Source organism: Amycolatopsis sp. WAC 01375, from assembly GCF_003947325.1.
In the GTDB taxonomy this organism is placed as follows: domain Bacteria; phylum Actinomycetota; class Actinomycetes; order Mycobacteriales; family Pseudonocardiaceae; genus Amycolatopsis.
In genome coordinates, this window is sequence record NZ_QHHW01000065.1 from 17,258 (window position 1) to 37,614 (window position 20,357).

Consider the following 20,357-nt stretch of genomic DNA (forward strand, 5'->3'; position numbering starts at 1 on the left):
ACAGCGCAGGAGCGGCAAGGTTGGTAGCCGGATTCCGCTTCTGCGCCTTACAGGACAAGAAAAGCGTGTGAGGACGTGTTTGTACGCCGCACGTCCCCACGTGCGTTTTTCGCTCTGTCATTCAGTTTTCAGCTGGCTTGCGACTTCCCCTCTTGGATCTTCGCGGCCACCTCCTCCGCCTTGCGTTCCTCGTAGCCCACCCAGTAACGGAGTTCGTGGTGGTGCGCGCGGTCCACATCGGACACGGCCCGGTACATGCGCGCGTTGGCCTGATGAAACTTCAGCCAGGTCGTCAGGTTCGCCCCGGGCTTCGGACGATGGGCCGAAGCGACCAGGTGCGCGTCCGCCAATGTCTGTGGCTCATTCCGGCCCGGTGTCGTCATCGCGCACCGCCTTGTGTTTGTCGAGGAACACGGCCAGTTCGTCCGCGCTGTCGCGGATTTGGCGAAGGAGCCGGATGAACTCCGGCCACACGGCCGGGTCGGACGGCGGCAGGATCGCCAGGCTGTCCGGATCCAGGTAGATCACCAAGGCCGGGTTCGCCGAACCATTGCCCTGCATTCCCGCGACCGCTTGCGGCCCCGGCTTCCACATCGCGTTGAACGCCACGGACCTGCCCTTCCTCGCCGTACGCGCGCATCTCCCATGACCGCGCGTTCTCCTCGAAACCTTCTGCCGCAGCCGTCACGGCCGCGAGAACCCACCACGGCAACTGCCCATGGGCGGCCAGGTCCCGCCAGGACGCCGCCACCGCCACCGAGGCGACGGCCAGGTCATGAGCCGCCAACGCATCAGCGCCGGATGCCGTCCTGGCCGTCAGCGCGCTGTAGTGGCGGTAGGCCGTCTCCCACACCTGGACCAGGTGCAGAGAAACCACGGCCACGCGGTGGCTCCCCGGCACCCCGCCCGGCATCACGCAGCCTTGGGCGTTGACTCGGCAGCGCCCGAGGTCCGCGACGGCTTCGACGCCCCACCCGAAGCCGCAGCCTTGAAGCCGGTCGCGCGGAACAGGTAGGACTGGTACTTGAACTCGCCCTGACCAGCCACCTTGGGCTCAGCCGTCAGGCCCTCCAGTTCGATCGGCCGCATCCCCGGCAGCACCTCCGACGTCGTCGGCACCGGCTGCACATCGGCCAGCAACGTGATCTCGAACGACGCCCGCTTCGCCTTGACCTCGTCCGGGTCGGTCACCGTGACCTTCCACTGACGCTTGCCCGTCACCTCGTCGACCCGCTGACGCGCCGGACGACCCGCAGCACGGTCCTCTCGCGACTGGTACTCGTTGTCCGGCGAGACCTCACCGACCATGACCAAGCCCTGTCCGAACGCCTCGTCGAAATCGATGGGGAACCGGAAACCCTTGTAGATAGCCATTTTGTGCTCCTAGGTGCGTGTGATCAGTCGTTCTTGCGCGTGACGGTTTCGTCGGCAGCGTCGGACCATTGGTCGTGGAAGGAGGAGGAATGCGAGCGCGTGCGGTGCTGGGTTTCGCACCACTCGCTGAACTCGCTGGCAGCGGCCGCGAGACTTTGCGCGAACCGTGCGGTGTCCATCAGGCCGCCGATACGGGCGGGCACCTGGACGATGAAGGAGGTCTCTTCACTTCCGGCGACGAGCTGACGAACGCCAGGAGAGGGTGAAACCACCGCCGCGCCGTAGCCGACGAGGGGCTGAATCACCACGTGAATGCCCATGTGTGCTCTCCCGATGTCTCGGTCTCGGCGAGCCCGGTCGGGCGCGCTGAACACAGGAGACACCCAGTGAGCAGCCTCACCCCGGACAAACTGTCCGGGTAGGTACTAGCGGGAGAGAGGAACGGCCTCGTTCACCGCGGAAAGCACCGCTGACCAGGGCAGCTCACGGCCCGGAGCGCTCCGCGGTTCATGCAGCGGCCACACGTCGTCCCCGTACACAAGACGCACACCAGCCCGCCGCAGCGCGTCGATGTGGGTTTCCCAGGACGGGTGACGAGCGTGCGCGGCGTTCACACGCGGGAAGACCACGACCGGCAGGCCGAGAGTGCCGATGGCCTCGTTGACCTGCGTCAGGGCTTGATTGTCGGCGATGCCCATCGCGAGCTTGGCGACCATGTTCGCCGAAGCGGGCGCAACCAGGTAGCAGTCCGGGGCCGGATGCGGGCTGGTTTCGGCCGGCGAGCGCGGCTCGACCCGGACCGGGAACCCGGTGGCCTCCTCGATCTCGGCGCGGCCGCCGCTCTCGTCCAGCCAGCGCCCCGCAGTCGGGGTCAAGGTCACCGCGACCGTCCAGCCCTCTTCTTGAAGTGGCCGGATCACGCGCGGAAGGAGGTCCTCAACACCACCAGCACCCGAGCCGACCAGGCCCAGAACACGCGACGCCACCCGACCTACCTCACCGCGCCGCAGCGCTCAGCCAACGCCAACAAGGGCGAGGACTTCTTACCAGCCGTTGCCGGGGCGCGACGATACATCGACCGCACGACCTCCCGCACCGCCGTGCTGTGCCGGACGATCCCCGGAGCCTTCTGCTCCGCCGTCAGCAGCGCCGACAACGCCTCGTCGTCCTTCGCGACCAGGCTCAACGCCCGCGCAAAGTCGATCAGATGAGTGACCTGTCGCTCCACCGGCAGATGATCGACGCTGATCCTCGGAGCCGACTCGATCACCTGCGAAATATCGCCCAGATCCAGCGCCGCCGACAACCGGTGCAACTCGACGTTCGCCGGGCCGAACCCGGTCTGCCAGTGGTTCGCGTCCACACCGAGCTGATCAGCCGCACGACCCGCGTGTGACAGCAGCTCGTTCGCCGTCGACCGGTCCTGTTGCCGCGCAGCGGCGACAGCCGTCCGCAGGTAGAGCATCCCGTAGAGACTCAGCGCGGCCGGATCACCAGCGCGCATCCTCGGAACCAGCCACTTCGCGGCCACGTCGCCCAGCTCAAGCGCGTCATCGAACCGGCCGACCGCCAGCAGGGCGTGCGTGCCCGACCGAGCTGCCGAGGCCAGGACCAGCGGATCATCCGCCTCGTCGGACGCCTGCATAGCGCGCTCTGCCGCGATCCACGCGAGGTCGGCTTCACCGATCTTGCTCAGCGTTGTTGCAGCCAGGTGGTGAACGCGCGCGGACACCGCAGCGCAGGCCCGCCGGTAGGACTCGTCGTCGGCCGAGGCGGACTCCATGCCCTGGCTGGTCTTGATCAGGCCCGGCAGTGCGGCGACGACGCGGCCGAGGTCGCCCTTTTGATAGCTGGACCAGGCACCTTCCACCAGCTGAGCCACTGGTGCGGGGTCGATGTACTCGGGTGACATGGCTGAGGAGAACAGAGTGCGGGACAGCCGCCTCGGGGCCATCAGGGCGTCGCGGATGGCCGGGACGTCATCGTTCTTGTCCTCGTCCTCCATCAGGACCGGTTCGCCGAGGAGGTCTCCTAGCGTCACCCGCAGGCCTCGCGCGACGTCGGCCAGCACGTCCAGGCGCCGGATCTCGCGTTCACCGCGCTCGATCTTGCTCAGCCAGTCCTCAGTACGACCCACCAAGTCAGCAAGAACCGCCTGCGACAGACCACGCCGCCGCCGGTAGAAGGCAATACGCTCCCCGATGCTGAGCTGATCACCCGCACCACGCATACCTCCAGGCTAACAGGTGCCACTAGATCGACATGTCAGGAAATCAAATCTTGCCTAGCTGCCTCTAGGAAGCCACCACGCATCGCCTGAGCTTGACGCGATTAGTGCCTTTTGTGCCAGCAATTGAACGAGATCTATATCATGCCAAAGTAGACCTTCTTCGTCGGAGGAAGGCAGTAGTGGAGGCGCGTTATCTCCCCCGCCGTCTTGCTTCCCATGAACGATCCTGCATCGGATCTGATAGATTCGCTTCGCGGCTTGGCTTATCACTGTTCGGTTTTTGTCTTGAAGTGCAACGGGATCAACGCCCAGTAGTAACTTCCTGTCACCTAGGACTACTTCTCTGTTGCTGTCGGATGAGATAAATTCCCTCAGGTCCTCATCTGAGATGCAGCCTTCAATCACTCTCTCTAGCTGTTCTCGTTCGCCGACACCTCGATTTCCGTCACCCTTGATTCTTCTGATAATTCGGGTCAGCTTGTCGTTGTCGTCAGTGCGAAAGCGCGGATCGGAAAGTTGGCTTCTTAGGTATTCTGCCTGACCTTTCTCCCAGTAGGTTGAGAAGAAATACTCTAGGGTTTGATAGAAGGCCAAAAATTGCTGTATCGGCATGCCGTTCGCGGATCTTCCGAATGCATAAAGCGAGAGCGCCTCTTCTGCATAGACCCTCGACGGGTGTACGGGTTGTACGGGGTCGCGGTCCTCGCGAAAGCCTCTCCGAGGCCGCTGCTTCGTCATGGAGAAGGCTAGCCCCGTGCATAGATCGAGATCGAATAGAATAGAATTGACGATCTTTTCTGTCGCTCTAAGCGCTTCATCATGAGTGGTGAATTCTACGCCAAATAGTTTGATGGACGGTATTCTGCCCAGTGTTCTGCTGCTAAATTCGAGATGGGGTTTAAAGAGGAGAATGTTTACTGTGGACGGAGATATTTCAATGTCGACCTTGCTGCCACCGAGTGACAAGCGCCAACCCTCGGGCTTTTCGGTCGATGTCCACGTGTCGACGTCGTCGGAGTCATCTAGCGAATCAAATATAGTTGGCTGGTTGATGTCCGGGGCTACCTTCTGGACTCCGGGAACGCGGGTCAGCTGTCTCATGGTGATAAAAACCGAAGTAGACTGGCCGCGAATCTCAACTTCAACCATTTTGGACGACTTATCCCAGAGTGCGTTGTAATCCCCTAGTGCGACCCAAGAATTGAAATTAACGGTCGCTAATTGTTCGGCCTTTAATCTGCTGATAAGAAGATCTTTTTTGCGCTTTCCATTGGGAATCTTGAGCAGTAGATCTTGAGTGCCGTCCCGGCGTTCTGGAAATTCGCATTCGACATTAGTAGCGCGTGCACGAGCGACGATTTCGTCACGCGCGTCATTGAACAGTCGAGGATCTGTCATGGACCTGCTCTCTTATGCACTGCCGAACTTGGCTCTATGGGATCAAGGGCGCGCCGCCGCCGGGCGGCGCGCCGGGCGCGTAGGTAGCCCTCGCCTGGGCGGCCGCGCCGGTTCCCGACACGGCGGGCTGCCGCTCCGCTCCGCCCACCGGCCGGGCGACGCGGCCGCCAGCGGGTCACCGTGCGCAGCGCCACCCGGCAGCGGCGAGCATGTCCCCATAGCCAACGTCGGCCCTCCTCAACGAGCGTCGTGACATACCGGTCGCCCGTGTATCGCCACCTGTTACGCCCAGTCGTCGATCCCCTCCATCCCGACGCCTGATCGTGACAACGGCCGGTAACACCGCGTCAAGGCTGGAAAGCGTGCCTTGACCCGATGCCACCGGCCGCGTGCTGGCTTCGTATCGGGATGAAGGGAGAGGTGTGGGCAGGGTTCGCCAGGCCGTCTACAGGCCGTCAGACGTCGGGTAGGGACAAGATCCACCGAGAACTGCCGAGAGACGTTTCAGCAGCTCAGAGGCCGTTTTCAGGCAAGATCGCCAGTTGGGCCGAAACCGGCCGAGAGATCACCCAGATCTACGAAGGCACCAACCAGATCCAGCGCATGGTCATGGCGCGCGCCCTGCTCAAGGGCTGACGTCTCAAGTACATGAAGGCCCTATTCCTTGCGTTAGGCGCAAGGAATAGGGCCTTCATGTACTTCCGGGTTCGCGATCAGGTGACGAAATGCGCAGGTGAGATCGCCCCTCGGTGAGATGCTTCACGGAAGTACGGCGATCATGGCCGCACGGTGTCACTCTCGAAGGATGTTCTGGTTCGCTCCGGTGTCGTGGACACCGCACGACGAGGCCGAGCTGATCGCCGGCTGGCGGTTGTGGCTCGAACTCGGGGATCGCACGTGGCCGTCGGCAGCGTGGGACGGGACGGCGGCCGACGTCGTCAAGCCGCTGCGTGAGCTGGTCGCGGCCTGCGACGACATCGAGACGGGGTACCGCGAGGCCGTTGACGAGCCGTCGGAGGAGTTCATCCGGATCATCCAGTTCCTCGTGTGGACCGTGAGCACGGTGATCGAGCTGTGGGCCGACGACGAGGTCCCGCTCGACGCCGAGCGGATAGCGTTGCTGCACGCCGATCTGGCCGGATTCGCCGAGCAGGCCGAGCGGGTGCTCGAGGTGTTGGCCGTCAGCGGGGGCTGGACGGGTCTGGCCGCGGAGCATCGGCGGACGGATCGCTGAGCGATTCCGGTTTCTCGACCCACGCGAACCGCGAGCCCGCCAGGTGCTCGGTCATCGGGCGGTCCAGCGAGAGCAGGGTCACCGGGGTGCCGTACGGGTCCTCGCCGGGCACGATCGCGTAGCCGGTCTCGAACACCGACTCTTCCTTCGCATCGGCCTCGACGTCGTGCCGTGTGACATCGTTGTCGATCGACCACGTGCCCCCGAGGGTCCGATGGAACTTCAAGACCAGTTCGCCCGGCGTCGACCAAGTGAAGCGGGACACCGTGAACTCGGTGCTCCAGCTCGCCCAGTAGAGCCATCCGGTGCCGTCGCGGCGGAACACCAAGTCGACGGTTTCGGTGCTGCCCGGATGCAGGATCTCGTCCGACCACAGGCCGGTCAGCCGTTCGTCCGCCACGGAGGGGATTCTGCCGTACGGGGGAGATAACATCCGCGGCCTTCCACAGAGGACATGCCGCCGACCGGGTCCGCTTCCTGTCGGGTACCTGTCGATCACGCTCCGGAGGTGCCATCGGAGGCGCCCGGTGCCCTACCGTGATCCGGGTAAGTTGAATATTCACCGACCAGAAAGCTGATACCCGATGTTCGCTCGTTTCAAGGATGTCGCCCTCCTGCTCGGCCGGATCGGTGTCGGTGTGGTCTTCCTCGCACACGGCCTGCAGAAGTGGGAAAACGGGATCGACGGCACCGCGAAGTTCTTCGAGCAGACCGGAATCCCGCTGCCGACGCTCGCGGCGATCTTCGCGATCGCGGTGGAGATCGTGGGCGCGATCTTGTTCATCGTCGGTTTCCTGACGCCGCTGGTGGGCCTCGGCTTCGTCGTGGTCTCCGTCGGCGCCCTGCTCTCGGTGCACCTCGACAACGGCCTCACCGGCCAGGGCGGTTACGAACTCGTCCTCGTCCTGGCGGTCGCCGGGCTCGCGCTCGGCTTCAACGCCGGCAAGCTGTCGCTCGACCACGTGCTCTTCGGACGCAAGCGTGAGGCGAAGCAGCTCCAGGACGCCTGACCCGGTTGCTATGAAAGGACCTTTCCTTGCAAATTTTGCAAGGAAAGGTCCTTTCATAGCGCGTCAGGAGGGGAGATCCGCGGTCGTCCGCTCGGCTTCGCGCCGGGAAGCGAGTTTGGCCGGATCCGCGTCGGTGACCTGGACCAGATGCGCGCCGGCCGCGAGCGGCGTCAGGAATCCCGACAGAATCCCTTCCTCGCCAATCCATTCCACAGTGGACAGAACGCGGTCCGCCGCGGACAAGCCCGCCGCCGAAGCGCGGGAACGAGCTTCGGCGAGAACTTCGTCCACAGTGGACGAACCCAGTGCGGGAGTGTCGCCGGGTACGGGGAACAGCGGGCTGAACTGGTCACCCGAAAGCCTGGCTTCGGTCACGTAGTCCACCGCCCCGTCGGGTACGGAACCGGCGGGCAGCCCGAGGCCCATCGGGTGCAGCGAGACGACGGCCGTCGCGGCCACGTCGGATTCGCCGCCCGGCGCGACGAACGCCACCCGCGCGCCCGCGGTCTCCGTCACCACCCTGGCGCCGCACCACCAGGCGCCCAGCAGGACACCGGCGGTCTGCCAGTGCGACGGCAGCACGACGGCGACCTCGTCTCCCGGCTCGACGTCGAACTCGTCGACCAGCCAGTTCGCCGTTTTGGCGGCCCAGTTCACCGTGGTCGCCACGGACAGCTCGACCCGGCTGCCCTGCTTGTCGTCGTAGTGCGTGATCAGCGGTTTCGCGGGCGACCCGAGCAGGGGCCGCAGCAGCAGTTCGGTGAGGCTCACGCCCCCAACGCTAGTTCACGCAGGGAACACTCGACGCGGCGAGCAGCGGAGCGGCACCGGGGGCCCCGCCACCACCGCCCCGGCCCACCAGGCCGGATACGAAGGTCCGCACGGCGGCGGGGTCGATCTCGACGATGCTCTGACCGTCCGCGCTGCGACCGTTGATGTTCACCACCGGGATGGTCGTGAACGTCAGGTCGCCGGACGCGATCCCCTTCGCCTGCTGCGCGAACTCCAGCAGGTCCAGCCCTTCGTCCAGGACGATCGACCGGCGCACGACGTCCATCAGGCCCGCCATCGTCGACGGGCTGGTCAGCGTGCCGGCCGAGAGCACCTGGTTCAGCGCCGAGGACAGGAACGTCTGCTGTCGCACGATGCGGTCGAGATCGCCGCGCGGCAGGTTCTTCCGCTGTCGCACGAACGAAAGTGCCTCGCCGCCCGACACGGTCTGTTCGCCGCGCCGGAAGTCCGCGCCGGAGTCCTTGTCCTCGGTCGAGTGGTTCAGGCAGACCTTGACGCCGCCCAGCGCCTCGGTCAGCAGGTAGAACCCGAGCAGGTTGACCTCGGCGTAGTGGTCGATGCGGATCTTCGTCAGATCCTGAACGGTCTGGACCAGTGCCTTGCGGCCTTCCTGATCGGAATCGCGTTCGAGTTTCGCCTGATCGCCTTCGCCGCGGTGCGCGTTCGCGTAGTCGGCCTTCGCGGAGCCATACGCCGAGTTGATCTTGCCGAGACCACGGCCGGGGATGTCGGTCCAGGTGTCGCGCGGGATCGAGACACCGGACGGCTTCCCGCCGTTCTTCGGGATGCGCAGGATGATGATGGTGTCGGTGTTGACGCCCGGCTTCTCCTCGGTACGCAGTTCCTTGAGCACCCTGAGCGGCAGCGGATTGCCCTGCGCGTCGGTCCGCGCGTCGCTGCCGACGAGAAGGATGTCGTTCGCGCCGTCGTCGGCGGGCGGTGCGGCGGGATCGTCGGCCTTGCTCAGCGCGTTCGTCGTGGGGACGTTGTTCTGCAACTGGTCCTTGGTGACGTACGCGTAACCCGTCGTGCCGAGGGCGAGCAGCGATACGAGGCCGAGCGCGATCCGGCGGGTGATCCGGCCGGCGCGGCGCAGCGGGCGCTCGGGTACGGCGAGCACACCCGAGGCCGGTTCGTCTTCGTCTTCGGCCGGGGCGGACGGCTGGGGGAGCGGCGGATTCCGGGGGTACGGCGTCGGGATGAACCGGGGCTTCTCGTCACTCTCGGTGTCCGATTTGGTGTCCTCTTCGGACTTCGGCTCTTCGTCGTCCAACTGCTCAGAACGTTCGTTGACACCCTTGTCCTCGTCGCCCATCCCTGTTCACCTCCCCTGGCGCTGCCGCTTGTCCGATCGTAGGAGAAGGCTAGGCCACCGTGAGGTCGGCCACGCTCAGTACCCGGACATTAATTGACGCAGGGCACATTGCCCGCGACGATCGGCGTCGTGGTGGGCGCCGGCGGAGCGCTGGAGGGCGGCTGAGCCGGCTTCGAGGGAGTCGACGTCTTCGACGGGGCGGTGGTCGTGGTCGCACCCTTGAAGTCCTTGCCGAGCAGCACCCGCACCTTGCCGGGCGCGACGTCACGGTCCGCTTCGGCCTGCACCGCGGTGCCGAAGACCTGCTTGATCAGAGCCAGCGCGGCTTCGTCGCCCGGCGCGTGCCGGATGACCGTCGAATTGCGGGTGCTGAGCTTGGTGTCGGGTGCGAGTTTGAAACCCTTGCCCTGCAAGAGATTCCGGGTCTCGGTGGCCAACGTGGGGGAGCCGGACCCGTCGAAGAGTTCGACGGTCACCGCTTCCGCGCCCGGCAGGGTGGGCTGGGCCGAGGTGGGTGCCGTCTCGCCGTCGGCGGTGAGGCGACTGATTTCGGCCTGCACCTGCGCCGGGTCCACCCGGAGCACGGCGGCGCCGCCGATGGTCGCGTCGCCCTGCGTCGGGATCGTGTGGAACTCGACGTTTCCGCTGGTCAGCCCACGCATCTGGGCGGCGAACTCCGGCAGATCCCAGCCGGCCGACAGCACGACCGACTTCTTCACCGCTTCGATCAGGTCCGCGATCTTCGCCGGGTTGATCAGGACGTCGGACGAGAGCACCTTGTTCGCCAGCCCCGACAGGAAAGCCTGCTGCCGCGCGATCCGGTCGAGGTCGCCGTTCTGCAGGTCGTAGCGTTGGCGGACGAACGCGAGCGCCTGGACGCCTTCGACGGTCGACTTCCCGGCGGGCAGGTCCACGCCGGACTTCTTCTCCTTGACCGCGTTGTTGAGGCAGACCTCGACGCCGCCGATCGCCTTGGTGATCTCGTAGAAGCTCGACAGGTTCACCTCGGCGTACCGGTCGATCATCTTCGGCTTGCCGATGAACTTCTCCAGCGTCGCGATCAGGTTCTTGCGGCCGGCGTCCTTGGCCTTGGCGTCGACGTCCTTGAGATCGGAGTTGCCCTGCTGCTGCAGCGTCTTCGACGTGTCGTTGTAGGCGTACACGTACGCGCTGTTGAGCTTGTGCTTGCCGAAACCGCCGGTGATCTCGACCCACGAGTCGCGGGGGAAGGAGATCGCGACCGCCTTCTTACCGTTCTGGGGGATGTGCACCAGGATCATCGTGTCGGTCTGGCGTTCGCCCTCGGAAACACCGGCGTGCAGCATGTCGAGGACCTCGCGCGGCAGCGGGTTTCCCTGCGCGTCGGTGCGGCTGTCCTGGCCGACGAGCAGGATGTCGATCGCGCCGTCCAGCGGCTTCGCGGGCGGGTGGCCGTTGTCCTCGAAGATGTTCGTGGTCGCGAAGCCCTTCGACGGGTCGCCGATGAACTGCCAGCCCCACCAGGTCAGCGCCAGGATCGTGATCGAGACCAGGCTGAACACGACCTTCACCCCACGGCGGGCGAACACCACGACACCGCCGCCACGGCGCGCCGGAATGGGTGGCCCGGGCCACTCGGTCACGTGCGGTCCTCCACGAATCTTCCCCAGGGCACCCGCGTGCCTCGCCGACAACTCTACTGACCCCTGTGTTAGACGTCCGTAGGCTGGTGAAAGGTTGCCCCGGTCGTGACACACTCGGCCGGTCAGGGAAGTCGTAAAGGGAGGATCGCGGCATGCGAGTGCTGGTCACCGGGGGTGCCGGGTTCATCGGTTCGCATTACGTCCGGCAGGTGCTGACAGGGGCGTACCCGAGCCTGGCCGACGCCGAGCTGATCGTGCTCGACAAGCTGACCTACGCGGGCAACGAAGCGAACCTGGAGCCAGTGCGCGAGAACCCGCGCTACCGGTTCGAAAAGGGCGACATCTGCGACGCCGCCCTGGTAAGCGAGCTGATGCGGGGTATCGACCTGGTCGTCCACTTCGCCGCCGAGTCCCATGTGGACCGTTCGATCGCCGGCGCGGCCGACTTCGTGCTGACCAACGTGCTCGGCACGCAGACCCTGCTGCAGGCCGCGCTCGAGGCCGAGGTCGGGAAGTTCGTCCACGTGTCCACCGACGAGGTGTACGGCTCGATCGACGAAGGATCCTGGGACGAAGACCACGCGCTGGAGCCGAATTCGCCGTACTCGGCGTCGAAGGCGTCCTCCGATCTGCTGGCCCGTTCCTTCTTCCGTACGCACGGATTGCCAGTCTGTGTCACGAGGTGCTCGAACAACTACGGTCCGTACCAGTTCCCTGAGAAGGTCATCCCGCTCTTCGTGACCAACCTGCTCGACGGCAAGAAGGTCCCGCTCTACGGCGACGGGCTCAACGTGCGTGACTGGCTGCACGTGGACGATCACTGCCGCGGCATCCAGCTCGTCGCCGACGGCGGCAGGCCGGGCGAGGTCTACAACATCGGTGGTGGCACGGAACTGACGAACCGCGAGCTGACCGAGCGGCTGCTGACCGCGGTCGGCGCCGACTGGGAGAGCGTCGAGCCGGTCGAGGACCGCAAGGGGCACGATCGCCGGTACTCCGTCGACATCACCAAGATCTCGCGGGAGCTCGGGTACGCGCCGCGGAAGTCCTTTGAGGACGGTCTGGCCGACACGGTCGCGTGGTACAGCGGAAACCGGGCGTGGTGGGAGCCGCTGAAGAACCGTGCGGGAGAGTGACGACGTGCTGAGCATTCTCGTACCGGGCGGATCCGGTCAGCTGGGGCAGGACATCGCGGCGCTGGCTGTGGACTCCATCGACGCCTCGACGCCGTCGTCGTCGGAGTTGAACGTGTGCGACACCGGGCAGGTCGTCGCCGCGGTGACCGAACTGGCGGGCCGGGCGCGGGCGGCGGGGAAGTCGCCGGTGGTGATCAACGCGGCCGCCTACACCGCGGTGGACGCCGCGGAGACCGATGAGGCGCGGGCGTTCGCGGTGAACGCCGACGGCCCCCGGGTGCTCGCCGCGGCGTGCTCGTCGCGCGGAGTGCCGCTCATCCACGTGTCCACGGACTACGTGTTCGCCGGTGACGCGACTTCGCCTTACGAGACCGATGATCTGCTGGGGCCGCTCAACGCCTACGGCCGGACGAAGGCGGCGGGGGAGGACGCGCTTCTCGGGTCGGGCGCCCGGTCCTGGATCGTGCGGACGTCGTGGGTGTATGGCAAGACCGGAGCGAACTTCGTGAAGACCATGGCACGCCTGGAAAAGGAACGCGACGAACTGTCCGTAGTGGACGATCAGACCGGTTCGCCGACCTGGTCCCGCGATCTCGCCGCCGGGCTGCTGGAACTGGCCGGTCGCGTTGCCGCCGGCGACGGGCCTGCGCGACGGGTGCTGCACTGCACGGGCGGCGGGTCGACGACGTGGTGCGGGTTCGCGCGCGCGATCTTCGCGGAACTCGGCGCGGACCCGGCGCGGGTGAAGCCCTGCACGACGGCGGAATTCCCGCGTCCCGCGGCGCGTCCGGCGTACGGCGTGCTGTCGAACGCTTCGTGGCGCGAGGCCGGTCTCACGCCGCTTCGGGGCTGGTCTGACGCGCTTAAGGCCTACTTCGCTTCCTGAGGCCGCTTCGCCGCCTGGCGCCGCTTCGCCTCTGGTCACGTGAGTTCGCCGCCCAATCACGCGAGTTGCGTCTTCAATCACGCGAGTTCGCCGTCTGGTCACGTGAGTTCGCCTTTCCCGCACGTCGACCACGCGTGATTGGGCGGCGAACTCGCGTGATTGAGGAGCGAACTCGCGTGATCAGGAGGCGAACTCACGTGATTGGGGGCGCAACACGGGCCCAGATCGCTAGCGGCGCTAGGAAAGCTAGCGATACTAAAGGTCCCTTGCTTCGCTCTGGAGTGACGCGTGGGGCTGTTGTGGTCAGTGTTTCGTGCTGGCCTGGCGGTACGCGGCGACGGTGAGTTCGGCGCAGGCGCGCCAGGTGAAGTTCGCGACGTGGGCGCGGCGCGCGGCCGAAGTGGCGACGGCGTGCGGGTCGCTGACGGCGATCCGCAGCGCCTCCACGAGCCCGTCGACGTCCTCGTAGGGGACCAGGCTCGCGCAGTTCCCCGCGACCTCGCGCAGCGCCGGGATGTCCGTGCACACCACGGGCACGTCCGACGCCATCGCTTCCAGCACCGGGAGCCCGAAACCCTCGTCGCGCGACGGCAGTACCAGCGCGCTGGCCCCGGCGACGACCCGGCGGAGGTTCACGTCGGACAGGTAGCCCACGTGTCGCGAACGTGAGCCCACCGCGAACGAGCCGGGGCCGACGAACACCAGTTCCGGCAGATCCGGCGCCGCCTCGTGCGCCTGCCGGAGCCAGTGCAGGCCCTTGCGGGGTCCGGGGGCGCCGGCGAAGAGCAGGTACTTGTCAGGAAGGCCGAGTTCCTTGCGGCGTTCCTTGTCCGGCGGGCGGGCGGTGAACCAGGCCGGGTTCACGCCGAGCGGGGTGACGATGATCTTGCCGCGGTCCACGTCGAGCCGTTCGGCGACCTGGTCGGCGACGGCGTTGGTGGGCGTGCAGATCGCGTCGGCGAGCCGGGCGCCGCGCCGGACCAGGCGCGGCAGTTCGTGATCGCTCGGCGCGAGTTCCTCGGGAGCGTCCAAAAAGGCCAGGTCGTGGATGGTCACCACACCCGCCGCGCGGAACCGGCCGGGCAACACGAAGTTGGTGCCGTGCACGACATCAGTCGGTCCGGCGAACAGTTCCACCGGCGGCAGTTGCGAACGCAGCCACGCCTTCCGCAGCAACCGCGCCGCCACCGGCATGCCCCGGGCCCGGACACCGTGCGGGAGCACGTGCCGCAGCCGCCGCCAGCCACGCAGCGTGAACGCGACCGCGCGAGTGTCCACTTCGGACATCGACGCGAGCTCTTCGGACAGTGCGACCGTGTACCGGCCGATACCCGTCCTGGCACCGAGAAGCGGGGTCCCGTCGAGCAGGACGCGCAAGGGGCGGTCAGCCACGGCCGAGCCTTTGCTTGGCGACCTTGACCACGCGGCCGCCGACGCGCCGCACGAGTTCCTTCGGGCCGCCGTCGGCGAGGTATTCGCGGATCAGGTCGACGTCGCGGCGCAGCATTTCCTTGCCCCGCACCGGTGCGGTGACCACGAGGTCCTCCGAGCCGGGCAGCCGGTCCGCGGCGGGCCGCGGGTTCCGGCAGAACTCCACCAACGGCTTCAGGGCTTCCGGCCAGGCGTAACGCTGGGCGACCGCGGCCATCCGCTCGACGCAGCCCGCGGCGAATTCTTCGTCGTACAACGCCTTTTCCAGCGCGTCGGCCAGCGCGTCCACGTCCTCGGCGGGGACGACGACGCCGAGCCGTTCCTCGCGGACCAGGTCCGCGAACGAGTCACCGTCGGTGGTGACGATCGGCAGCCCGGCCCACAGGTAGTCCAACACGCGGGTGCGGAAGGCGAACGTCGTCTCGACGTGCTCGTAGTGCGTGGTGACGCCGCAGTTCGCGTCGAGCAGCCAGTTCTGGCGCTCCTCGTACGGCACCCACTGCTGGTTGAAGAACACGTGCTTGCCGGTGAGCCCGAGCGTGTCGGAAAGCAGCATCGTGCGCGCGCCGATGTCCATCTCGGTGACCTCGGGGTTGGGATGCTTCATCCCGAGGAACACCAGGCGGACGTCACCGCGGCGCTGCCGCAGCTGCTCGATCGCCCGTACCAGCGTGAGCGGGTCGAACCAGCTGTAGACCCCGCCCGCCCACAGCACGACGTGATCGGTCTCGCCGATGCCGTCCAAAGTGGACCGGAGGCCGGGGCCGGTGCGGACCGGCGCGTTGGGCGAGAGGCCGAACGGGACGATGGAGAGCAGCGACTGGGTGGTCGGGTCCGCGTCGTACAGCCGCGGCGAGAGCCTGCCCATCGCCGCGAGATGCCCCAGCCAGAAGTGCCGCTGACGCTCCGAGGCACAGAGGAAGAAGTCTCCGCGTTCCAGCTGCGCGTCGAGGACCTTGGTGACCCCGATGAGGTCGAGCGCGCGTTTGTCGTCGGGAACGCCCTTGCCCTGTTCGAGCAGTTCGAGGTGCATCGGGTCGTACAGATCCGCGACCACGATCTTGTGCGCGTACTGCTTCTTGAGCGAGGGCGCGAGTTCCAGCACGTGGCCCTGCAGGACGATGATGTCCGCCCACGCGATCGGAGCCTCCAGCTCGCGCCGGGTCGCCGCGCTGACCCGGAACGGCGCGGGCGGCGGATCGGCGAGCGGATTGACCGTCACCAGGTGGACGTCGTGTTCGGCGGCCAGGGTCGCGGAGATGTTCCAGGCGCGGATCGCCGGGCCCGCCATCCGTTCGGTGATCGCGTCACCGGTGATCACCGCGATCTTGCGACGCTGCCCGAAGAGCGGGTCGATGCCGAACGTCTCGACCAGGATGTCGTGCGCGGCGAGATAGCGCGGCAGCGGATATGCGGGCTCCAACGCCTTGCGCAGCAAGGGAAGCAGATCGGCGTCTGTGCGGACGCGGGCGGCCTGTTCGACGGCGCGCGACTCGGCCAGCGACGGCAGCAGCTCGACGAACTGGTCGATCGCCAGCACGCCGGCCAACGTCGTCCTCGGCACTTCGACCGGACCGGTTTCGGCCGGGCCGACGCCCTTGGCGAGATCGAGCTGGGTGGCGTCGAGGTCTCCGCGAGCGGTCGCCCGGCGGACGGCCAGCGCCAGCGCCGCGGGCAGCGCGCGCGAGAGTGTCTCGTCGGAGAGGTTCTTGTACAGCGCGGCCAAGGCGTTGCGTTCCAGCAGGAACGTCTCGCGGCCGGAGTCCGGAGCGTCCACAGTGGACATGGTGGCGTGGTGCTTGTGGTAGGTCAGCGAATCCGGCACGTAGCGCACGCGCCAGCCGCGCAGGTTCAGCCGCCAGCCGAGGTCGACGTCTTCGTAGAACATGAAGAACCGCTCGTCGAACCCGCCGAGTTCGGCGAACACCCCGGCGCGGACGAACATCGCCGAACCGGTCGCGAACAGGACGTCCTTGGCGATCTCGTGTTCGGCGGCGGGGACGTCGGCCAGCGGGCTGCCCGCGTGGCGTTTGTAGCCCATGCCGAACCAGGTCAGGCCCGCGTCGACGAAGTCGGTGCCGGTGCCGTCCCAGTCGAGGACCTTGCTGGCCACCGCGGCGACCGTCGGCTGCGCGCGCAGTTCGGCGACGGCCGCGCCCACCCAGCCGGGAGCAGGGCGGGCGTCGTTGTTGAGGAAGGCGAGCACGGTGCCTGTCGCGTGCTCCGCGCCGAGGTTGCAGCCGCCCGCGAAGCCGGAGTTCACCGGGGACTCGACGAGCTTGACGCCCGGGGCGGCGGCCTTGATCTCGGCGACGTCGGAGCCGCCGGAGGCGTTGTCGACGCAGATGACTTCGAGGTTCGGGTAATCGTGTTCGGCGAGTGCGCGCAGGCAGGTGACGGTGTCGGCGGCTCCCCGGTAGTTCACCACGATGACCGAGACGACCGGTTGCGTTTCCCCCTGCGCCAAAGCCGTACTCCCTGCTCTCGATTGGGGCAGCGTCAATGAAGAGCCCGCGACCGCTTCGCGTCGCCAGGGCGCTCGTTCGCCTGCCCACCACCTCTGGTGATGGTGCGCCCTGCCACCGCGAAGCGGGGCCTTCGGCCGGGGCGGGCTCCTGTGAGGGCCCTTCTCGGACTCAACCTTCATCTCCGTCTTCTGTCAGAGCTTAATTGCCCGCCCACGCGTCCCAGACCGCGCCTCGGCCGAGTGTCGCGCGCCGCCCGATGGCCCGCCGCTCGAGCAGTGTGCGCGGCAGGCGGGCGGCGACGGCACCCAGCACCCGGCACCGCAGGCTCGGACGGAAGTTCGGCGCCGCAGCCTTCTTGTTGTGACGGAGCCCTCGAAGGGGGAGTATCGCGGTCAGGGCGGCGAACTTCAGCAGCTGGCGGAGCGCGACTTCACGCGGAGCACACCGCAGGAGGGTCAGCAGGCGGTTGCGTTCATTCCACAGGTGGAACTGGACCGAACCCGGTCGGGTGCTCGCGCCATGCCGATGGGTGACCTCGGCTTCGGCGCCGACGACGTCCCAGCCCGCCAGCCGGAGCCGCCACGCGGTGTCGGTGTCCTCGTAGTAGCAGAAGTAGGACGCCGGGACGCCGCCGACGGAGCGGAGCGCCTCGACGTTCAGCACGGCCGCGCCGCCGCAGAAACCGAAGACCTCTTCGGCGGGTTCCGGCAGGTCGGCGCCGTGACCGTCGGCGGTCAGGCGGACGCCGGTGGACTGGACGGTCCCGTCGGCCAGCGTCAGGCGGGCGCTCACGGCGGCGGCGAGCGGCGCCTTGGCGAGGGTGTCTTCGCAGGTCGCGAGCCAGTCCGGGGTCGGCGCGGCGTCGTCGTTCAGCCACGCCATCAGCGGGGTGTCCACTTTGTCCAGTGCGGCGGCCATGGCGCCCGCGTAACCGGTGTTGCGCCGCAGCCGGAGCACCTCGGGCTTCGACGGATGTGCGGCGAGCAGAGCGGCCGTCCCGTCGTCGGAGGCGTTGTCGACGACCAGGGTTCGATGCGGGCGGGACTGCGCGGCGAGGGCGTCGAGGCAGGCGATGATGTGCGCCGCGCCGCGCCAGGTGACCACGACGACGGTGGTGCTGGGCATGCCAGAGAGAATAGAGACCATGCCCGAACTGGTCGTGCTCGCCGAGCAGCTGCTGGCGCCGGTCCCCGGCGGGACAGGCCGCTACACCGGCGAATTGCTGCGGGCGCTCGCCGAGACCGCGCCGCCGGGCTGGACGGTGTCGAGCGTGGTCGCACGGCATGCCGACATCGAGGCCGCGGTCGTCGAGGGTGTCGAAGGACCGCGTGAGCTGCCGATCCCGCCACGGGCGCTGATCGCCGCTTGGCAGCTGGGCCTGCCGTGGTGGCCGGGTGGCGACGCGGTCCACGCGCCGACGCCGCTCGCGCCCGCCCGCGTGCCGAAGGGGCGGACGCTGTCGGTCGCGGTGCACGACACCGTGCCGTGGACGCATCCCGAGACGCTGACCCCGCGCGGTGTCGCGTGGCACAAGGCGATGATCGCGCGAGCGGCGGCGCGGGCGACCGCGCTGACCGTTCCGACGCAAGCGATTGCGGACGAGCTCGCCGGGCTGGTTCCGGTTTCGGCTCCGCTGCACGTGATCCCGCACGGTGTGCGGCCGCCCGCCGCGTTCACCGAGGTCGCGCTGCCCGAGCGGTACGTGCTCGCGATCGGGACGATCGAGCCGCGCAAGGGCATCGACGTGCTGATCGACGCCGCCGGCCGGGTCGGGGTGCCACTGGTGCTGGCCGGTCAGCCAGGCTGGGGCGGGGTCGATCCGGCGGCGCTGGCACGCGAGCACGGCGCGGACGTCCGGCTGCTGGGGAAGGTGAGCGACGCGGAACTGGCGTTCGCGTTGCGGGGCGCGTCGGTGCTGGCGATGCCGAGCCGGGCGGAGGGTTTCGGGCTGCCGCTGATCGAGGCGATGGCGGCCGGGGTGCCGGTGGTGCATTCGGACGTCCCCGCCCTGGTCGAGGTGGCCGGGGGAGCGGGCGTCACCGTCCCCGTCGGCGAGGCGCAAGCGCTTGCGGATGCCCTTCGCGACGTACTCGACCACCCGGAGCGTGCGGCAGCGCTGCGTGACAGTGGTCTCAGCCGTTCGAGTGAGTTCACCTGGCAACGCGCCGCTTCGGCCGTTTGGGGCCTCCACCAGCGCGATCAGTTTCCCGGTTCCCCACCGCGGAGCCGGTGAGCAGCCGTACCCTCCTAGGGTGACCGATGACCCTCGCGTGCTGATCGACGCGACCGCTGTCCCCGCGGACCGGGGTGGCGTCGGACGTTACGTGGATTCCCTGGTCGCGGCGCTGGACGAGGACGGCGCGCGGATCACCGTCGTCTGCCAGCCGCGGGACGCGGTGCTGTACGACCGGCTGGCGCCCGGCGCGCGGATCGTGCCGACCTCGCCGTCGACTTCGACCAGGACGGCCCGGCTGACCTGGGAGCAGGCGACCCTGCCCCGGCTGGTCCGGCGGCTCGCCGCCGACGTCGTCCACTCGCCGCACTACACGATGCCGCTGGCCAGCCCGGCCGCTTCGGTGGTGACGCTGCACGACGCGACCTTCTTCACCGACGCCGTCCTGCACTCTTCGGTGAAGGCGCGCTTCTTCCGCGCCTGGACCGCGACGGCGCTTCGCCGCGCGACGCTGTGCGTCGTGCCGAGCATCGCGACGGCGGCCGAACTCGAGCGCGTCGGACAGGTGCGCACCTCGGAACTGGAGATCATCCACCACGGCGTCGAACCGGATCGGTTCCATCCACCCTCACCCGCCGAGATCGAGGCCGCGCGGCAGGCCGTCGGACTGGGGAAGACGCCGTACGTCGCCTTCCTCGGCGCGCTCGAACCGCGCAAGAACGTGCCCGCGCTGATCCGCGGCTTCGCACACGCCGTGATCGGCAGGCCGAACCCGCCGGCGCTGGTGCTCGCCGGACAACCGGGCTGGGATTCGCAGGTCGAACGCGCCCTCGACGCCGTGCCGCATCGGTTGCGCGTGATCCGGGCCGGATACCTGCCGTTCGACACCCTCGCCGGCTTCCTCGGCGGCTCCGATCTGGTCGCGTACCCGAGCCTCGGTGAGGGATTCGGGCTGCCGGTGCTGGAGGCGATGGCGTGCGGCGCGGCCGTGCTCACGACCCGGCGGCTTTCGCTGCCGGAGGTCGGCGGCGACGCGGTCGCCTACTGCGGAGTCGGCGCCGGAGACGTCGCCGCGGCCATCTCGGAGCTGCTCGACGCTCCCGCGAGGCGGGCCGAGCTGGCCGAAGCCGCGCTTCGGCGGGCGAAGGAGTTCTCGTGGGCGACGACCGCGGAGCGGCACCGGGAGGCCTACGCGAAGGCTTGGCACCGGCATGCGCAGCGGCGGGCGGGCTGAGGTTCCCCCCCCCCCCCCCGCCCCCCCCCCCCCCCCGTCCCCGGCGGTGCTCCC

Annotated in this window: 21 protein-coding genes; 7 read left to right on the top strand and 14 right to left on the bottom strand. The window is 67.8% G+C overall.

Features of this window, described 5'->3' with window-relative positions:
• Window positions 1–128 precede the first annotated feature (128 nt).
• From DL991_RS41970 to DL991_RS42000, 7 genes are all read right to left on the bottom strand, one after another.
• Window positions 129–383 carry an AMED_5909 family protein gene (locus DL991_RS41970; protein ID WP_037319352.1) on the bottom strand — a complete coding sequence of 85 codons (255 nt, stop codon included), beginning with the start codon at window positions 381–383 and terminating at the stop codon, window positions 129–131.
• Window positions 361–609: a hypothetical protein gene (locus DL991_RS41975; protein ID WP_125789913.1), complete on the bottom strand. Its 249-nt coding sequence runs from the start codon at window positions 607–609 to the stop codon at window positions 361–363. Before DL991_RS41975 ends, DL991_RS41970 begins: the two co-directional genes overlap by 23 nt.
• 303 nt (window positions 610–912) lie before the next feature.
• Window positions 913–1,374, bottom strand: a complete 462-nt coding sequence (locus DL991_RS41980; RefSeq protein ID WP_125789914.1) for a hypothetical protein — start codon at window positions 1,372–1,374, stop codon at window positions 913–915.
• A gap of 23 nt (window positions 1,375–1,397) precedes the next feature.
• The gene (locus DL991_RS41985; RefSeq protein WP_044854568.1) at window positions 1,398–1,694 is read right to left on the bottom strand and encodes a hypothetical protein; all 297 of its coding nucleotides are present in this window, start codon (window positions 1,692–1,694) and stop codon (window positions 1,398–1,400) included.
• A 105-nt stretch (window positions 1,695–1,799) separates the two neighbouring features.
• A complete protein-coding gene (locus tag DL991_RS41990; RefSeq protein ID WP_125789915.1) occupies window positions 1,800–2,360 on the bottom strand; it encodes a flavoprotein in 561 nt (186 codons plus the stop codon).
• 5 nt (window positions 2,361–2,365) lie between these two features.
• Window positions 2,366–3,604, bottom strand: a complete 1,239-nt coding sequence (locus DL991_RS41995) for a helix-turn-helix domain-containing protein (protein WP_125789916.1) — start codon at window positions 3,602–3,604, stop codon at window positions 2,366–2,368.
• 54 nt (window positions 3,605–3,658) lie between these two features.
• Complete coding sequence (locus DL991_RS42000; protein ID WP_125789917.1) at window positions 3,659–5,002, bottom strand: hypothetical protein; 1,344 nt, start codon at window positions 5,000–5,002, stop codon at window positions 3,659–3,661.
• A gap of 408 nt (window positions 5,003–5,410) precedes the next feature.
• On the opposite strand from DL991_RS42000, the gene DL991_RS42005 reads away from it, so the two are divergent.
• Together DL991_RS42005 and DL991_RS42010 are read left to right on the top strand one after the other, a co-directional pair.
• On the top strand, window positions 5,411–5,638 hold the full coding sequence (locus tag DL991_RS42005) for a hypothetical protein (RefSeq protein ID WP_125789918.1): 228 nt from the start codon (window positions 5,411–5,413) through the stop codon (window positions 5,636–5,638).
• 169 nt (window positions 5,639–5,807) lie between these two features.
• Window positions 5,808–6,236 (top strand): hypothetical protein, encoded by a 429-nt coding sequence (locus DL991_RS42010; RefSeq protein ID WP_125789919.1) that lies wholly within the window; start codon window positions 5,808–5,810, stop codon window positions 6,234–6,236.
• Here DL991_RS42010 and DL991_RS42015 read toward each other — a convergent pair.
• On the bottom strand, window positions 6,184–6,636 hold the full coding sequence (locus DL991_RS42015; RefSeq protein ID WP_125789920.1) for a hypothetical protein: 453 nt from the start codon (window positions 6,634–6,636) through the stop codon (window positions 6,184–6,186). The two genes, DL991_RS42010 and DL991_RS42015, sit on opposite strands and share 53 nt — an antisense overlap.
• A 184-nt stretch (window positions 6,637–6,820) precedes the next feature.
• On the opposite strand from DL991_RS42015, the gene DL991_RS42020 reads away from it, so the two are divergent.
• Window positions 6,821–7,246: a DoxX family protein gene (locus DL991_RS42020; protein WP_125789921.1), complete on the top strand. Its 426-nt coding sequence runs from the start codon at window positions 6,821–6,823 to the stop codon at window positions 7,244–7,246.
• Window positions 7,247–7,309: 63 nt separating this feature from the next.
• Here the strand turns inward: DL991_RS42020 and DL991_RS42025 are convergent, their stop codons facing one another.
• From DL991_RS42025 to DL991_RS42035, 3 genes are all read right to left on the bottom strand, one after another.
• Window positions 7,310–8,017, bottom strand: coding sequence for a TIGR03089 family protein (locus DL991_RS42025; RefSeq protein WP_125789922.1), 708 nt, complete (start codon window positions 8,015–8,017; stop codon window positions 7,310–7,312).
• A gap of 10 nt (window positions 8,018–8,027) precedes the next feature.
• Window positions 8,028–9,353 carry an LCP family protein gene (locus DL991_RS42030; RefSeq protein WP_199754316.1) on the bottom strand — a complete coding sequence of 442 codons (1,326 nt, stop codon included), beginning with the start codon at window positions 9,351–9,353 and terminating at the stop codon, window positions 8,028–8,030.
• A gap of 89 nt (window positions 9,354–9,442) precedes the next feature.
• The gene (locus tag DL991_RS42035; RefSeq protein ID WP_125789923.1) at window positions 9,443–10,975 is read right to left on the bottom strand and encodes an LCP family protein; all 1,533 of its coding nucleotides are present in this window, start codon (window positions 10,973–10,975) and stop codon (window positions 9,443–9,445) included.
• Window positions 10,976–11,127: 152 nt separating this feature from the next.
• Between DL991_RS42035 and rfbB the strand changes: the two genes are divergently transcribed.
• The gene (gene rfbB, locus DL991_RS42040; RefSeq protein WP_125789924.1) at window positions 11,128–12,111 is read left to right on the top strand and encodes a dTDP-glucose 4,6-dehydratase; all 984 of its coding nucleotides are present in this window, start codon (window positions 11,128–11,130) and stop codon (window positions 12,109–12,111) included.
• A 4-nt stretch (window positions 12,112–12,115) separates the two neighbouring features.
• Window positions 12,116–12,997, top strand: coding sequence for a dTDP-4-dehydrorhamnose reductase (gene rfbD, locus DL991_RS42045; RefSeq protein WP_125789929.1), 882 nt, complete (start codon window positions 12,116–12,118; stop codon window positions 12,995–12,997).
• A 303-nt stretch (window positions 12,998–13,300) separates the two neighbouring features.
• On the opposite strand, the gene DL991_RS42050 is transcribed toward rfbD, so the two are convergent.
• The 3 genes from DL991_RS42050 to DL991_RS42060 form a co-directional block, all read right to left on the bottom strand.
• Complete coding sequence (locus tag DL991_RS42050; protein WP_125789925.1) at window positions 13,301–14,389, bottom strand: glycosyltransferase family 1 protein; 1,089 nt, start codon at window positions 14,387–14,389, stop codon at window positions 13,301–13,303.
• Entirely contained in the window at window positions 14,382–16,895 is a 2,514-nt protein-coding gene (locus DL991_RS42055; RefSeq protein ID WP_125789926.1) for a glycosyltransferase, read from the bottom strand. Before DL991_RS42055 ends, DL991_RS42050 begins: the two co-directional genes overlap by 8 nt.
• A 199-nt stretch (window positions 16,896–17,094) precedes the next feature.
• The gene (locus tag DL991_RS42060) at window positions 17,095–18,021 is read right to left on the bottom strand and encodes a glycosyltransferase family 2 protein (RefSeq protein ID WP_125789927.1); all 927 of its coding nucleotides are present in this window, start codon (window positions 18,019–18,021) and stop codon (window positions 17,095–17,097) included.
• A gap of 19 nt (window positions 18,022–18,040) precedes the next feature.
• On the opposite strand from DL991_RS42060, the gene DL991_RS42065 reads away from it, so the two are divergent.
• Window positions 18,041–19,129 carry a glycosyltransferase family 1 protein gene (locus DL991_RS42065; RefSeq protein ID WP_125789930.1) on the top strand — a complete coding sequence of 363 codons (1,089 nt, stop codon included), beginning with the start codon at window positions 18,041–18,043 and terminating at the stop codon, window positions 19,127–19,129.
• Between the two features lie 37 nt (window positions 19,130–19,166).
• Window positions 19,167–20,303 (top strand): glycosyltransferase family 1 protein, encoded by a 1,137-nt coding sequence (locus tag DL991_RS42070; protein ID WP_125789931.1) that lies wholly within the window; start codon window positions 19,167–19,169, stop codon window positions 20,301–20,303.
• Window positions 20,304–20,357: the final 54 nt, after the last annotated feature.